16 protein-coding genes, 1 pseudogene and 1 riboswitch are annotated in these 14545 nt (G+C 40.0%); of the genes and pseudogenes, 8 read left to right on the top strand and 9 right to left on the bottom strand.

Annotation, left to right across the window (positions count from 1 at the left end):
* The first annotated feature begins 5 nt into the window (after positions 1–5).
* Positions 6–1436: a sodium:proton antiporter NhaD gene (nhaD, locus tag AC6H44_RS16505; protein ID WP_500738924.1), complete on the top strand. Its 1431-nt coding sequence runs from the start codon at positions 6–8 to the stop codon at positions 1434–1436.
* Between the two features lie 72 nt (positions 1437–1508).
* Positions 1509–2288 carry a glycosyltransferase family 2 protein gene (locus tag AC6H44_RS16510; RefSeq protein WP_500738925.1) on the top strand — a complete coding sequence of 260 codons (780 nt, stop codon included), beginning with the start codon at positions 1509–1511 and terminating at the stop codon, positions 2286–2288.
* On the opposite strand, the pseudogene AC6H44_RS16515 reads toward AC6H44_RS16510, so the two are convergent.
* The 7 genes and pseudogenes from AC6H44_RS16515 to AC6H44_RS16545 form a co-directional block, all read right to left on the bottom strand.
* Positions 2276–3396 (bottom strand): annotated as a pseudogene (locus AC6H44_RS16515) (GGDEF domain-containing protein). The gene AC6H44_RS16510 and the pseudogene AC6H44_RS16515 sit on opposite strands and share 13 nt — an antisense overlap.
* Before the next feature lie 58 nt (positions 3397–3454).
* A complete protein-coding gene (locus AC6H44_RS16520) occupies positions 3455–3622 on the bottom strand; it encodes a hypothetical protein (protein ID WP_500738926.1) in 168 nt (55 codons plus the stop codon).
* 54 nt (positions 3623–3676) lie between these two features.
* Positions 3677–5338 carry a cation:proton antiporter gene (locus tag AC6H44_RS16525; protein ID WP_500738928.1) on the bottom strand — a complete coding sequence of 554 codons (1662 nt, stop codon included), beginning with the start codon at positions 5336–5338 and terminating at the stop codon, positions 3677–3679.
* A 75-nt stretch (positions 5339–5413) separates the two neighbouring features.
* Positions 5414–5782, bottom strand: coding sequence for a hypothetical protein (locus AC6H44_RS16530; protein ID WP_500738929.1), 369 nt, complete (start codon positions 5780–5782; stop codon positions 5414–5416).
* Positions 5736–6218 (bottom strand): arsenate reductase ArsC, encoded by a 483-nt coding sequence (locus tag AC6H44_RS16535; RefSeq protein WP_500738931.1) that lies wholly within the window; start codon positions 6216–6218, stop codon positions 5736–5738. Before AC6H44_RS16535 ends, AC6H44_RS16530 begins: the two co-directional genes overlap by 47 nt.
* 9 nt (positions 6219–6227) lie before the next feature.
* A complete protein-coding gene (arsH, locus tag AC6H44_RS16540) occupies positions 6228–6941 on the bottom strand; it encodes an arsenical resistance protein ArsH (RefSeq protein WP_500738933.1) in 714 nt (237 codons plus the stop codon).
* The gene (locus AC6H44_RS16545; protein WP_500738934.1) at positions 6938–7348 is read right to left on the bottom strand and encodes an ArsR/SmtB family transcription factor; all 411 of its coding nucleotides are present in this window, start codon (positions 7346–7348) and stop codon (positions 6938–6940) included. Before AC6H44_RS16545 ends, arsH begins: the two co-directional genes overlap by 4 nt.
* 151 nt (positions 7349–7499) lie before the next feature.
* Between AC6H44_RS16545 and AC6H44_RS16550 the strand changes: the two genes are divergently transcribed.
* From AC6H44_RS16550 to AC6H44_RS16575, 6 genes are all read left to right on the top strand, one after another.
* The gene (locus AC6H44_RS16550; RefSeq protein WP_500738935.1) at positions 7500–7847 is read left to right on the top strand and encodes a metalloregulator ArsR/SmtB family transcription factor; all 348 of its coding nucleotides are present in this window, start codon (positions 7500–7502) and stop codon (positions 7845–7847) included.
* Positions 7848–7875: 28 nt separating this feature from the next.
* Entirely contained in the window at positions 7876–8901 is a 1026-nt protein-coding gene (gene arsB, locus AC6H44_RS16555) for an ACR3 family arsenite efflux transporter (RefSeq protein WP_500738937.1), read from the top strand.
* Between the two features lie 28 nt (positions 8902–8929).
* A complete protein-coding gene (locus tag AC6H44_RS16560) occupies positions 8930–9424 on the top strand; it encodes a phosphatase domain-containing protein (protein WP_500738939.1) in 495 nt (164 codons plus the stop codon).
* Positions 9425–9431: 7 nt separating this feature from the next.
* Positions 9432–10442 carry an ArsJ-associated glyceraldehyde-3-phosphate dehydrogenase gene (locus AC6H44_RS16565; protein ID WP_500738940.1) on the top strand — a complete coding sequence of 337 codons (1011 nt, stop codon included), beginning with the start codon at positions 9432–9434 and terminating at the stop codon, positions 10440–10442.
* 6 nt (positions 10443–10448) lie between these two features.
* The gene (arsJ, locus tag AC6H44_RS16570; protein ID WP_500738941.1) at positions 10449–11681 is read left to right on the top strand and encodes an organoarsenical effux MFS transporter ArsJ; all 1233 of its coding nucleotides are present in this window, start codon (positions 10449–10451) and stop codon (positions 11679–11681) included.
* 47 nt (positions 11682–11728) lie between these two features.
* Positions 11729–11831: riboswitch (yybP-ykoY riboswitch) on the top strand.
* 83 nt (positions 11832–11914) lie between these two features.
* Positions 11915–12472 carry a TMEM165/GDT1 family protein gene (locus AC6H44_RS16575; protein ID WP_500738942.1) on the top strand — a complete coding sequence of 186 codons (558 nt, stop codon included), beginning with the start codon at positions 11915–11917 and terminating at the stop codon, positions 12470–12472.
* Positions 12473–12511: 39 nt separating this feature from the next.
* Here AC6H44_RS16575 and AC6H44_RS16580 read toward each other — a convergent pair whose 3' ends face one another.
* Positions 12512–13036 (bottom strand): DUF6436 domain-containing protein, encoded by a 525-nt coding sequence (locus AC6H44_RS16580; RefSeq protein WP_500738943.1) that lies wholly within the window; start codon positions 13034–13036, stop codon positions 12512–12514.
* Entirely contained in the window at positions 13020–14486 is a 1467-nt protein-coding gene (locus AC6H44_RS16585; RefSeq protein ID WP_500738944.1) for a methyl-accepting chemotaxis protein, read from the bottom strand. The genes AC6H44_RS16580 and AC6H44_RS16585 overlap by 17 nt, the downstream gene beginning before the upstream one ends.
* Positions 14487–14545: the final 59 nt, after the last annotated feature.

Raw genomic sequence — 14545 nt, forward strand, 5'->3', positions numbered from 1 at the left:
AAACAATGAACAAAATTTTGCAGTGCCTTGTGTTAATAATGTGTGGTTTTAGCCCGCAAGTGTATGCTGGCGACGCCGCAATCGATTTAATTATGCACCCTGTTGGGTTGCTATGTATCGCTATTTTTATTATTGCCTATATTTTTGTCATCCTTGAAGAAAAAATTCATTTACGTAAGTCTAAACCGGTATTGGTTGCCGCAGGCCTAATTTGGACCTTAATTGCATGGCAATACTCAGCACAAGGCATGTCTGAGCTAAGCACGGCGGCATTTCGCCATGCTCTGCTTGAATTTTCTGAGCTGTTGTTATTTTTATTGGTTGCTATGACCTACATTAACGCCCTTGAAGAGCGGCGCTTATTTGACGGCCTACGAGCTTGGTTAGTTGAGCGTGGCTTTAGTTATAAACAGTTATTTTGGATAAGTGGTGTGATGGCGTTTTTTATCTCCCCCGTGGCTGATAACTTAACCACCGCCTTATTACTGTGTGCTGTAGTAATGAAAGTGGCTGCCAACGACAACCGCTTTATTGCCATGGCCTGTGTCAATATTGTAGTGGCTGCAAACGCCGGCGGTGCATTCAGTCCTTTTGGCGATATTACCACGCTAATGGTATGGCAAGCAGACGTAGTTGAATTTACTGAGTTTTTCTCTCTATTTTTACCTGCCTTGGTAAGCTATATTATTCCTGCGTTTATCATGTCATTGTACATTAATAATAAGCATCCTAAGTCAAACGATGAAGAGGTTGAGCTAAAACGCGGCGCACTGCGTATTTTATGCTTGTTTTTACTCACTATTTTGACCGCAGTGGTACTTAAAACCGCATTTGGCTTACCGCCTGTGGTAGGTATGATGATGGGCTTAGGTTACTTACAATTTTTTGGCTACTTTTTACGTATGACCCTGCCTGGTTCACTTGCCCGAAAACGCGCCATGGCCGAGCAACAAGGTGATAAACAACGGTTAAGCCGCTTAGGTAATGTGGTGCCTTTTGATGTATTTAGCCGAGTGTCGCGCGCCGAATGGGACACCTTACTGTTTTTTTACGGTATTGTTGTTTGTGTAGGTGGTTTAGGTTTTATTGGTTACTTAGCTTTACTATCAGATATGCTTTACACGGGCTGGTCTGTTACCGGAGCAAATATTGTATTAGGTTTAATGTCGGCCGTGGTTGATAACATCCCCGTGATGTTTGCAGTATTACAAATGATGCCTGACATGTCTCATGGCCAGTGGTTACTGATCACCTTAACCGCAGGAATAGGCGGCAGTATCTTGTCTATTGGGTCAGCGGCAGGCGTTGCGCTAATGGGCCAAGCCAGAGGTATTTATACCTTTAATAGCCATTTAAAATGGGCACCGGTTATTTTATTGGGCTATTTTGCAGGTATATTTACCCACTTATACTTAAATACTCGCTTTTTTATGTAGCCTATTTATATCCAGTTACTCGCTTTGTTACAAAGCGAGTAATTTTTCATAAATTTATAATATGAGACAATAATGAAAAAATTACCTATTAGTGTTTTTTTTGTAACACTAAATGAATCGGCATATATTGCTGACGCTATAAAAAGCGTGGCCGCATGTGACGAAATCATAGTCGTTGATTGTGGCAGCACGGATGGCACCCAAGAAATAGCAACAAAGCTAGGCGCTAATGTTGTTCATCACCCATGGCAAGGTTATGCCAAACAAAAGCAATTTGCCCTCGAGTTATGTCAGCATGAATGGGTTTTAAACTTAGATGGTGATGAGGTGATGACTGAAGATGCCTTAAAAGAGCTAGAAAGTGTGATTAATAACCCCCGTTACTCGTCTTTTCGTTTAAAGCGAATTGATATGTTTATTGATAAGTTTCCAAAAGAATCGGTTAAGAAAAAGAATAACTTAAGGGCTTACAAAAAATCTTTAGCATTTTTTAATAAACAAAAAAAGGTCCATGAAAGTGCCACTGTTAAAGGGCAAGAATATTATTCAAAAAGCCATTTTTATCACTTTGGATACAATAACATTGATACGCTGCTTGATAAAATTAACACATATTCGTCGCTCAGAGCACAAGAAAAATTTGAATCTGGTAAAGCATATTCATTAGCTAAGCTGCTATTTGCATTTCCTGTTTTTTTCTTTAAAGAATATATACTTGGCAGGTTGTTTTTATTTGGTGTAAGGGGCTTTATTAAAGCAATGATAGGTGCATCTTATGCCTTTGCAAAAGAAGCAAAGCTTTATGAAATGCACAAAAAGGACAAAGATAAATCATTAAATCAGGACTTATAATTTTTCATTTTGTACATTTTTTTATCTGCCACTGCAATTAAAGTATCGAGCGTTTTACCATCCTTAGGGTAAAATGCAGCCCCATATGAAAAATCAATTTTCATTTGGGGGAAATTGCTTTTAGCAACTTTATCTGCCAATACGTTGGCTATTCTGCAGGTAAGCTTATGTACATCTTTTAAGGTGTTAAAATGTTCCAGCAGTAACACAAATTCGTCCCCCCAAGCCTTGCCGCGGTATCATCTTCACGCAGAGTTTGCTGAAATACACTTGCAACTATCTTCAGTGCCTCATCACCCGCTTGGTGGCCAAGTTCATCGTTAAGTTCTTTAAATTGGTTTAAATCAACAAACACAATACTTAACGTGTTAGTTTGCATTTTTTCTGTTCGCTTAAAGTGTTTAACTACTTGGTTAAAACGATCTTCAAGTAATAATCTATTAGGTAAGCCTGTTAAATGGTCGTGATAAGCTAAAAAACGAAACTTATCACGCTGTGAAATATGATTGCTAATATCAGAAAATATTGTAATAAACCCTTCATTTTCGCCGCGTTGCATAATTCTTGTGGTAGACTGCCAAGTATGAATGGTCTCGCCAGATGCTTTACGGATCATAATTTCACCGCTCCAATGTCCCTCTTTTTTTATTTTTTTAAACGCCTCACAAATTAATTGCCTTTGATTAAGGCCATTTCTTAAAAAAGTCGGTCTACGAATTAATACATAATCATGCGAGTAGCCGAACAATAATATAAATGCATCGTTAACCCTGATAATATTATCATCTTCATCGGTGATCATAATCGCTTCACCGCTGTGATTAAATACCAAGTCATCAATTGAATATTGCTCATTTTCACAACTATTATAAACGCAGCAAACGGTCGAGTTGCTCTGTACGCTTTTTTTGAAACTCACTGAATAAATATGCTGCTGTACACATAGCTCTATGGTTTTAGGTAGTTGAGCACTGTTTAAATGAAGTTGATTAGCCATTACTGACAATTGCGCTTGTAAAGGCTCTGGCAATAAAGCAAACAGCTCATTACTAGATAAAACATCGTCAACAATTTTTAGTGCTGCAACAGGTATATCTTCTATTGTCATTTTATGCGCCTAATATTCAGTGAGTAGCCAATGTGTTAAATGCAAAATATATACCGAATTAATGATTTTTTATTGTTGAAATAAAACCATCTGGTTTAACCGCTAATACTGCGCAGTCTAATTGCGATAATACCGTTTCTGCGGTATTGCCTAATACTGCACGCGCTAAAGCCTGAGGGTTGTCATCATCACTAATAACATACAGTATATTTTTAAATCTGTTCATGGCTATTCCTTGAGTATCTCAGCGCTATTTTACGCAGCAGCAAAAGTGGAAAAGTTATAATCGCTCAATTAATAATTCAACCGCTCTTTGTGACGCATCTTGAAAAGGCTCTAACACCAAAGCAACGCCGAGCATTTCAAACTCTGCGGTTTCTTGCTTACTCTGTGACAGCATTGCAAGTTTACCGATAAACCCCGCCGAACGAGTAATTTGAATAATTGTTTTTCGAGTATCTTCTAGAGTAAGTCCAGTATGATGTTGCGGGATTGACGAGACCACCCATTTAGCATGGTTAAGTGGTAGTTCGTTTACAAATTCAGCATCGGTTACGTCCCCGTATGTCGCCTCTAAACCTAACGTTTGCCATTGTTTAATGGCTGTTGGGTTAAAATCAATTCCCAACACACTGATGCCTTTGCTTTTTAATTGTAACGCAATTGCAGTGCCTAAACGGCCTAAACCAAAAATAATAACCGTATAGCGCTCACCTTCATGATCTGTTGTTTGTTCACGCGGGGTATTTTTTCTTTCAAAAATAGTAATCAAAGGCTCAAACAAAGCATATAGTTGATGCGAATAGGTTATCATGTAAGTAGACAGTGCAATTGTGATAATACCCACTAAGGTGACTAAACCAAGAATATCCGCTTTTAAATGCCCAAGGCTGACTCCCATGGCAATAAATATTAATGAGAACTCACTAATTTGTGCCACTGTTAAGCCTGCTAAAAAACCGGTTCTTTTGCGATACCCCATCGCTCCCATAATGGCCAATACAATAATCGGATTGCCTATGAGTACAAACAACGAGAAGATAAGTGCACCAGTTGTATGCGCGCCAAGTTGCGATAAGTCTAAAGCCGAGCCTAAGGCAATAAAAAAGAACAATAATAAAAAGTCACGTAAAGGCCCTAGTTTAGCTGCAATAGTTTCACGATAAGGTGTAGAGGCTAACGCAACCCCTGCGAGTAACCCACCCACTTCCATACCTAAACCTATTACCTCACCTATGGCGGCAAATAAAGCGGCTTGGGCTATGGCATAAATAACTAACAGCTCTGGGGTTTTAGCTAGTCGTTCGGTTAAGGGAGTAGCCAAGTATTTGACAAAAACCACCACAAACAACAATAAACCAATGCCCGATAGTGCCACATTATAAAATGAGCCACTATGACCACTGTCATCAGAGCCCATGCCTATGGCCGCTAAAGCAATCATTGCAAAAACAACCACAAGATCTTGCACAATTAAAAAACCAAGGGCAACTTGGCCATGTAACGAGTCTATTTCTCGCTTATCTGACAACAACTTAACAATAATAATTGTGGAAGAAAACGTCAGTGCAACAGCCACATAAACACTGCTAATATGATCAAGCCCAATCATTAAGCCAATAAAATAACCAAATACTGAGGTAAATAATACTTGCCCAAGCCCAGTTAAAACAGAAACCTCGCCAATCGACTTGATTAACTTTACATCAAGTTTAATCCCCACTAGAAAAAGCAGTACGGCAATGCCTAAGTCTGAGAGTAGTTCGATTTTATCTTCAGAGTGCACAAGATCAAGCGCAGAGGGGCCAGAAAGCAACCCAACCGCAATAAACGCTATAATTAATGGCTGTCTTAACAAAATGCCAATAAAACCCACTAATGCGGCTAATACTAGCAACACCGTCATCTCAATAAATGGCGATTGGGCGATGAGTTCAGTCAAGAAGCCTCCTACTATGAATAATTTACATTTATAAACACTATGTAAACAAACAATAGTATAATTTACAAATTATAATTAGCTATGTTGTTTTAAAAACTCAATAAGCTTGGCAACGTTTTCACGAGCACTGCGCCCTGCACCAATTAACGTGGCTGATCCGGGGCTTGCCCAATCTCCATAACCAAATAACCACAAGCGCGGTTCTTTTTTCGCTTGGCCATCACAAACAGCCACGGTGCCGTTTGGTTCAAGTACCTCCAGTTCCGTTAAATGTTTAAGCTCAGCTTTAAAGCCAGTGCACCATATAATCGCATCTATGTGCTCTTTGCTGCCATCTGGCCATACAACACCGTGTTCAGTAAAGCTCTCAAACATAGTTACGGTGTTAAGCTGGCCTTTATCTCGCGCTACTTTTAGCCAAATCACTAACCCGAATACTGCCATGAAACTCATTAGATTCAATACCTTGCGGGCAGTTAATTAATGCTGCGAGCACTTGAATACGGGCAAAAAGCTGATCACGAACCTCTCTAAATTTATTTAATACTTGCTCATCCGCTAAGTTAACCGCCCCCGGATCAGCAAAAGGCCAGTGAAAACGCTTTACATGGCCTAAAAAAACCGGACACACTTCATCTGCGCATAACGTAATAACTGTATCAATCGTTTGTGTATCAATGTCATCCACCGATTTAGCACTGTGATGGCTAATATCAATGCCTATTTCTGATAACACAGTAACTGCATGCGAATTTAAAACCGCTGGTTTTGACCCGGCACTGCCCACTTTTATATCTGGGCCTAAAATATGGCGAGCAATGCCCTCTGCCATTTGACTGCGCGCAGAATTGGCTACACAAAGAAACAAAATGTTTTTCATAAATACCCCTTAAATGGCACGTTGGTTAACTCTTTTTGATAAAGCATCAGCAGATTCTTTTCGCTCTGAATAGCGATCAACTAAATACTCTTTGCGATCGCGCACCAGTAATGTAAATTTCACTAGCTCCTCCATAACATCAACAATGCGGTCGTAATAAGAAGAAGGTTTCATTGTGTCGTTATCATCAAATTCTAAAAAGGCTTTTGCAACCGACGATTGATTAGGAATGGTCAGCATGCGCATCCATCGTCCTAATACACGTAGTTGGTTTACTGTATTGAATGACTGTGAGCCACCACATACTTGCATTACCGCCAACGTTTTACCTTGTGTTGGCCTAAGCGCTCCCAGTGCTAATGGGATCCAATCGATTTGCGATTTCATTATGCCTGTCATGGCACCGTGTTTTTCAGGCGAGCACCACACCATACCTTCACTCCATTGCACTAATTCTCGCAATTGGGCAACTTTAGGGTGAGACGCCTCTTCACTGTCTGGTAAAGGTAAACCAGCAGGGTCAAAAATTTTTGTTTCGGCGCCCATGGCTTCTAATATCCGAGCCGCCTCTTGGGTAACCAAGCGACTAAAAGAGCGCGCTCTTAACGATCCATACAGTAATAATATACGCGGTTTATGCTCACTGGCCTTGTTTGCAAACAGCTCATTATTATTTGGTATAGTAAATAGCTCGGGGCTAATATTTGCTAAGTCATTACTCATTGGTGTTTATCCTCAAATTTATTTTCAAGCGCACAGCACAAACCATCGTCTTTATTGGCTTTGCTTGAAACCTGTTGCAATAGCGCAATTAACGGTAATAAAGGGGTAACGTTTAACGAATAACATACTCGCGGATGTTCTATCTCGCCAACCACAATTCCAGCTGACTTTAAAATTCGTAAATGCTCAGACACCGTCGATTGTGCCAACCCAACCTCTGAAGTGATTTCACCACCAACACAAGAAGTTCGGCTTAGTAATAATTGTACAATTTTAACTCTAGCAGGATGTGCTAATGCTTTTGTAACTAAAGCAATGTCATTTTGATCTTTAAAATTCACCGTAAAACCATTTAATATCGTTAATCGTCGAATAACGATATTGCTGTTAAATTTATTTTTTGTCAATAACTCTTTTATGCAAATTTACAGCACACTATTTTTACTTGAGTATATGCTTTTATAGATATATGATAATTCGCATATTCATATTTTCACATGTTACTTTATTAAAAAATGCACAGGTGTGTTTTTAATTATTAAGCATAGGAACAAATTGATGAACCCATTACAATTTTATAAATGCCTCGCTGATGAAACGCGGCTGAGGTGCATGCTACTTATTGCTGCACAGGGCGAATTGTGTGTCTGTGAGTTAATGAACGCTTTAAACGAACAGCAACCAAAAGTTTCTCGGCATTTAGCGCAACTACGTAGTTGTGGATTACTTACCGACAGACGCCAAGGCCAATGGGTTTTTTATAGTATAAATAAAACGTTACCAACGTGGGTTCACACTGTTTTATCTGACACACTACAATACAACACCGATTTCATTACAGATAACCTAAGCGAGCTGGAAAAAATGGGCAACCGTCCAGAGCGCGCGCAATCATGCTGCGCATAAAAATCAACCATTAAAAAAGGAAAATAATATGGGAATATTTGAACGTTACTTAAGTGTTTGGGTTGGCTTAGCCATTGTTATCGGGGTTTTGCTTGGTAATATTATTCCTGATTTTTTTGCCGTTATTGCTGCCCTTGAGTTTGCCCATGTAAACTTAGTTGTGGCGGTGTTAATTTGGCTGATGATTTACCCCATGATGGTTCAGATAGATTTTTCATCGTTAAAAGATGTTGGTGCTAAACCTAAAGGGCTCATTCTTACTTTGGTTATTAACTGGTTGGTCAAGCCTTTTACTATGGCATTTTTGGGCTGGTTATTTTTTAAAGGCATTTTTGCCGATTGGGTCGACCCGCAAACAGCCACTGAGTACATAGCCGGTATGATTTTACTCGGTGTTGCGCCTTGTACCGCCATGGTATTTGTGTGGAGTCAGTTAACTAAAGGCGATGCCAATTACACCTTAGTGCAAGTATCGGTAAACGACATTATTATGATATTTGCTTTTGCCCCGATTGCTGGTTTTTTACTGGGTATTACCGACATCACTGTACCGTGGGATACACTCCTGCTTTCAGTCGGGTTGTATGTATTATTACCTTTGGTAGCAGGTGTTATAACTCGCAAACGGGTTGATAAAAAATCAGATCATCAAGCAATAGAGGGTTTACTTTCAACCCTTAAACCCTGGTCAATCATTGGCTTACTTTCAACAGTCACTTTACTGTTTGGTTTTCAAGCGCAAACAATTATTGCTAACCCACAAGCCATTGTATTAATTGCTATTCCTTTGTTAATTCAAACCTATGCTATTTTTGCGATTACGTATTTTATCGCCATTAAAATGCGCTTACCGCACAATGTTGCCGCGCCTGCTGGCATGATAGGGTCATCAAACTTTTTTGAGCTAGCTGTGGCCGTGGCTATTTCGTTATTTGGATTACACTCAGGTGCTGCACTGGCAACAGTTGTTGGGGTATTAGTTGAAGTACCGGTTATGCTCAGCTTAGTGTGGTTTGCCAATCGTACCCGTCATTGGTTTAGTAATCCAATTTAAGTAACGAATTAATAATTAGAGACTCATTATGAACCACCCTTTTGACATATTAAAACTAGACAATGGCGCAGCATTTATTTTTACACCCTGCCCTGGCACAAAAGAGGCAGACTTAACAACATCGTTAGCAAGCTTAAAGTCTGCAGGCGCTACTGCGGTGTTAAGTTTACTACCGGATCAAGAAATAAAAGCGTTGGGTGTAACAGCTCTTGGTGAGCAAGTAGCTCAGCAAAATATGACGTGGTATCAATTACCCATTGAAGATGATCACGCGCCAGAGCAGCCTTTTTTTACTGCATTTGCAACAGTAAAAAGTGAACTATTAGCACGCATTCAGGCACAACAAACCCTGGTTATTCACTGTCGTGGCGGCAGCGGTCGTACTGGGTTAGTCGCGGCCATGTTGTTACTCGAATTAGGGCACCCTTGGCAACAAGTACACAGCTTAATTCAAAGTATTCGGCCAAAGGCATTAACCTTGGCACCCCATATTCATTTTTTAAAAACACATTATTCAATTTGAGGTAGTTATGACTATTAAAGTAGGTATTAATGGCTTTGGCCGTATAGGACGCTTGTCATTGCGCGTAGCATTTGATTGGGACGATGTAGACATTATACAAATAAACGATCCCGCTGGTGATGCAGTCACTTTAGCTCATCTGCTCACTTTTGACTCTGTGCATGGCCGTTGGCACCACGAAGCCACCGCTAATCAATCAACCATGCTTATCGATGGCAAACAAGTGCTGTGTACACAAAATAAAAATATTGCAGACACTGACTGGTCTGGTTGTGATGTGGTTATTGAAGCCAGTGGCAAAATGAAATCAAAAAGTGCACTGCAAGCCTATTTAGACCAAGGTGTAAAACGCGTTGTAGTCACAGCCCCTATTAAAGAAGAAGGTGTGCTTAATGTAGTAATGGGAGTAAACCAGCATTTATACGATAAAGCCGCGCACCCAATTGTTACAGCAGCATCATGCACCACAAATTGCTTAGCGCCAGTGGTAAAAGTGATCCATGAAAAATTGGGCATTGTTCATGGCTCAATGACCACTATTCACGACATTACCAACACCCAAACTATTTTAGATGCACCGCATAAAGATTTACGCCGTGCACGCGCTTGTGGCATGAGTTTAATTCCAACCACCACAGGATCTGCCACCGCAATTACCCATATATTCCCAGAGCTAAAAGGTAAGCTTAACGGCCATGCAGTGCGCATCCCATTAGCAAATGCATCATTAACCGACTGCGTGTTTGAGGTTAGCCGTGCGACCAACGAAACCGAAGTTAATCAATTACTTAAAGAAGCGGCAGATAATGAGCTTAAAGATATTCTTGGTTATGAAGAGCGCCCACTAGTTTCAATTGATTACAAAACCGATCCGCGCTCTAGCATTATAGATGCGTTATCAACTATGGTGGTAAATGGTACACAAGTAAAATTGTACGCCTGGTACGATAATGAGTGGGGTTATGCTAACCGTACAGCAGAGCTAATGCGTTTAGTTGGCCGCTCAGATAAGGAATAAACTATTATGCAGTGGCTAGCACAACTAACACCACAAATCCGTCAGTACATGATAGTGACAGGAAATTACTGGGCATTCACTTTAACCGATGGCGCATTACGCATGTTGGTTGTGCTGTATTTTTACGGCTTAGGTTACAGCCCGCTAAAAATTGCCATGCTGTTTATTTTTTATGAGCTTTTTGGCGTCATTACTAACCTTATTGGTGGTTGGTTGGGAGCAAAACTTGGCTTAAACAAAACCATGAACATTGGCTTGTTTTTGCAAATTATTGCTTTGGCCATGTTATTAGTGCCCTCTGAGCTACTATTTATACCCTGGGTAATGGCGGCGCAAGCCATGTCAGGCATAGCCAAAGATCTCAATAAAATGAGCGCAAAAAGCTCAATTAAATTACTGGTGCCCGACGATACCCAAGGGCAATTATACAAATGGGTGGCTATTTTAACCGGTTCAAAAAATGCACTCAAAGGCGTTGGCTTTTTCTTAGGAGGCGGTTTACTTAGCTTACTTGGCTTTCAAGGTGCTATTTTGGTTATGGCATGCATGCTAACGTTAGTTTGGATCATTAGCCTAATAACACTTAACAAAGATTTAGGAAAAGCTAAATACAAACCCAAATTTACTGATATTTTATCTAAAAGTAAGTCGGTAAATACCCTCTCTGCAGCAAGAATGTTTTTATTTGGCGCCAGGGATGTGTGGTTTGTGGTTGCTCTGCCCGTTTACCTTGCCACCGTATTTAATTGGCAGCACTGGTATGTAGGTGGCTTTTTGGCTATTTGGGTCATTGGTTATGGCATAGTACAAGGTTTTGCGCCAAAACTTACTGGTAACAGTAAAAACGCTAAACCTGATGGTCGTCATGCCATGCTATGGGCGATAGCACTTGCAACAACGCCTGCCGTTATTGCGCTATCACTTTATTACCAATGGCATGTACAGTTTATGTTAATTGCGGGACTGCTGGTTTTTGGCGCTTTATTTGCAATAAATTCCTCTTTGCACAGCTACCTAATTGTTAGTTATGCAGGTAAAGATGGGGTTTCCCTCGATGTTGGCTTTTATTATATGGCAAACGCGATGGGGCGATTAATTGGCACGGTTTTATCGGGTTGGGTGTATCAACAATACGGGCTTGCTGCGTGTCTTGGAATATCAACGGTGTTTATTATTTTAACCGCCGTTATATCAATTCGCCTACCACGAGAACGAAAACATTTAATACCCTCTAATTAAAAAGTCGTCTTTTGATATTTACCCGCTGTTAATTTTGTGGAATACTCCGCACCCTCTTAGGGGAGTAGCCCGCTCAGTAATGAGTAAACTTATCAACATAATTGCACCTCACGTGCATGGTAAGTTTGTAATGTTGTAGCAAGCGTTATCGGCGAGACCTAGGTAGACACTATCCTCATGGCGGGAGATAGCTGTTTGCCTTGGTTTAGTATTCCCGCCTGAAGATAATTTTAATGGATATTTTTTTAACCTCTACCGTCACTGTGGCCCTTGCTGAAATTGGCGACAAAACTCAACTTTTATCGCTTTTACTAGCAGCACGCTTTCACAATAAAATAGCGCTTATTTTAGGCATTCTTGCTGCGACTCTTATCAACCATGGTTTATCTGCCTGGTTTGGTGATTGGCTTAGCGGAAATTTTGCGGTTCAATACTTACCTTGGGTGGTTAATATAAGCTTTATTGTTGTTGGCTTATGGCTACTCGTTCCCGATAAAGATGAAGACGTAAGCCATAAATACGACCGCTATGGGGCGTTTTTAGTGGCGCTTATTTTGTTTTTTATTGCAGAAATTGGCGACAAAACGCAAATTGCAACCGTACTACTGGGCGCACAATATCAATCGGTACTGTGGGTAACCATTGGCACAACAGTAGGGATGCTTATTGCTAACGTACCCGTTATTTATGCAGGCAAGGCATTACTTAAACGCATTCCGTTAAACACGGTCAGAGCTATTGCCGCCACGGTATTTGTACTATTAGGTATTTACGGTTTAGTCACTATGTAATGCTTAAAAAAACGCTTATCGAAATTAGGTAAGCGTTTTTTACGTTTTACTAATACAATAACAGCCTTTTGTGTCGGCTATTAACAGTGATGAATTAAAGCCAGCGTGTAAATTACTGATCACTGTTTCAACAAAACCACTGCCTTGCGAGCAAGCAAGCCCTTCAGATAATGGCCCCGCATAAACAAACTCACCGTTTTGATCAATTAAAACCGCAGCCGGTGTGGCTGGGATCAGCGCTTTCAATTCATTATTTAATTTAAATTTTTGCACTGTAACGCCGTGGTTTAAAGCAAAGCGTTGCAAAGCCGATAGGTGCGGCCCCGCTTGTCTGGTGCAGCCACAGTTATTTTCAGTAATAATAAAAAGTTGAGCGCTGTCTTGGTTTTGCCATAGTATTTGCTCTTTAAACTGCGAAAACCAATTTTGTTGTTTCAACATCTTATTTTCATCAAAAGGCTTAAGTTGCCCAAGTTGAAAATAAACAAGTAATGACACAACAAATAACAGCCAAATTCCTATTAGCGTATACGTAAAATAACCCGACTTATTTAAATTTCGCAATACTTTGCTCTAATACATCAATACTTACATCAATCATTTGCACTTTTGCAGTGAGTTGCTCAACAATTTTGCCATCTTCATGTTGACGCTGACGCATCTCATCTGTACTTATTGCTATTTGCTGCGTATTCCCTGCTTGTTCAGCCACAACCTGAGCCACGGAATAACTGCTATTTGATACAGCTTGAATTTGTTCACTCATTGTCGAAATATTTTCTTTCATAGTCGTACTAATTTTTGTTAAATCGACAACAAAATCAACACATTGATTCATTGATTGTGTGGAAGTACGACTATTATTAACCAAATCTGTTAACGTGGATGCGATTTTAGCCGTAGTCGCTTGGCTATTATTAGCCAGTGAACGAACCTCATCTGCAACAACAGCAAAACCACGGCCATGCTCACCGGCTCTTGCCGCCTCTATAGCAGCATTTAATGCCAATAGATTAGTTTGATCAGCAATACCTGAAATCTCATTTAGTAAATTTGTAATTACATCACCAGCAGCAACCAGGTGGCTCAATTGCTCCTCAGTTTGCGTTAACAAAATAAGCAACTCTTTACTCTTACTGTCTGTTTGTAATACTTCTTGCAGCGCTGTATTCGCCGACTCAGTAATGCTACTTACTTGCTGCTTTAATAAATCACTTTCTTGTTCAACCAGTTTAAAGCCATGCGCAACTTGCGAACCTGAACTTGCAATATCGTCTGTTTGTGCATCACGCAGCTTGGCACTATTGGTTAAATCGCCGTGAACATCTATTAACTCTTTTGAGTTATTTTTGAGTGAATCAGACTGCGTTTGTACTTGTTTAATCACATCTGACAGGTAATCAAGCAAAGTATTAAAACCAGTGACTGCATCACTATTAGTATCACTAGCCCGCACAGAAAGCTTAATTTGGTTTGGGTCTTGCATTATTTGATTAGTCGCATAACCTAACGACAAGCCAGCTTGGCGCTCTCGTTGTAATGTTATTGCAATAAACCCGGCAACAATGGCTTCAACAATGGCGTAGGCCGCATGAATAAGCACCGTAGTAAACGCAAGCCGATCTGGGTCAAATACATAAAAACCTGTGTTTTGTGTTTGCAAATAATAAAAAGATAAATGGTGAATAGCAACAAATGCAATAGCAGTAATAAACACTTGCCATTGAACAAACATAATTAGCATGGCTAAGAAAATAAATATTTCAAAATGCACCTCAATCAAGCCATACGCTTGTTGAATATGCAAAAATGAAAACATCATAATAGCGGCGGCAACAACGTGCGGGGTAATTTTGCTCTCTGGCTGAGTTTTTAATAACCAAATGGGAAACAAACTTAATGGCAAGCCAATAAGAAGCCCCTCTTTTAACGTATCAAAATAAAGGCCTATGCCAATAGATTCAACGAACAATAAACAAAATATGATTGTAAACAATCGGCTTACACTAGACATAGCACCCTTAACTAATTTTTATAATTTAATATACTTGCACTAAAAAAGTACCAAGTAGA

The sequence above is a fragment of the Pseudoalteromonas sp. TAP-3C genome (genome assembly GCF_059888565.1).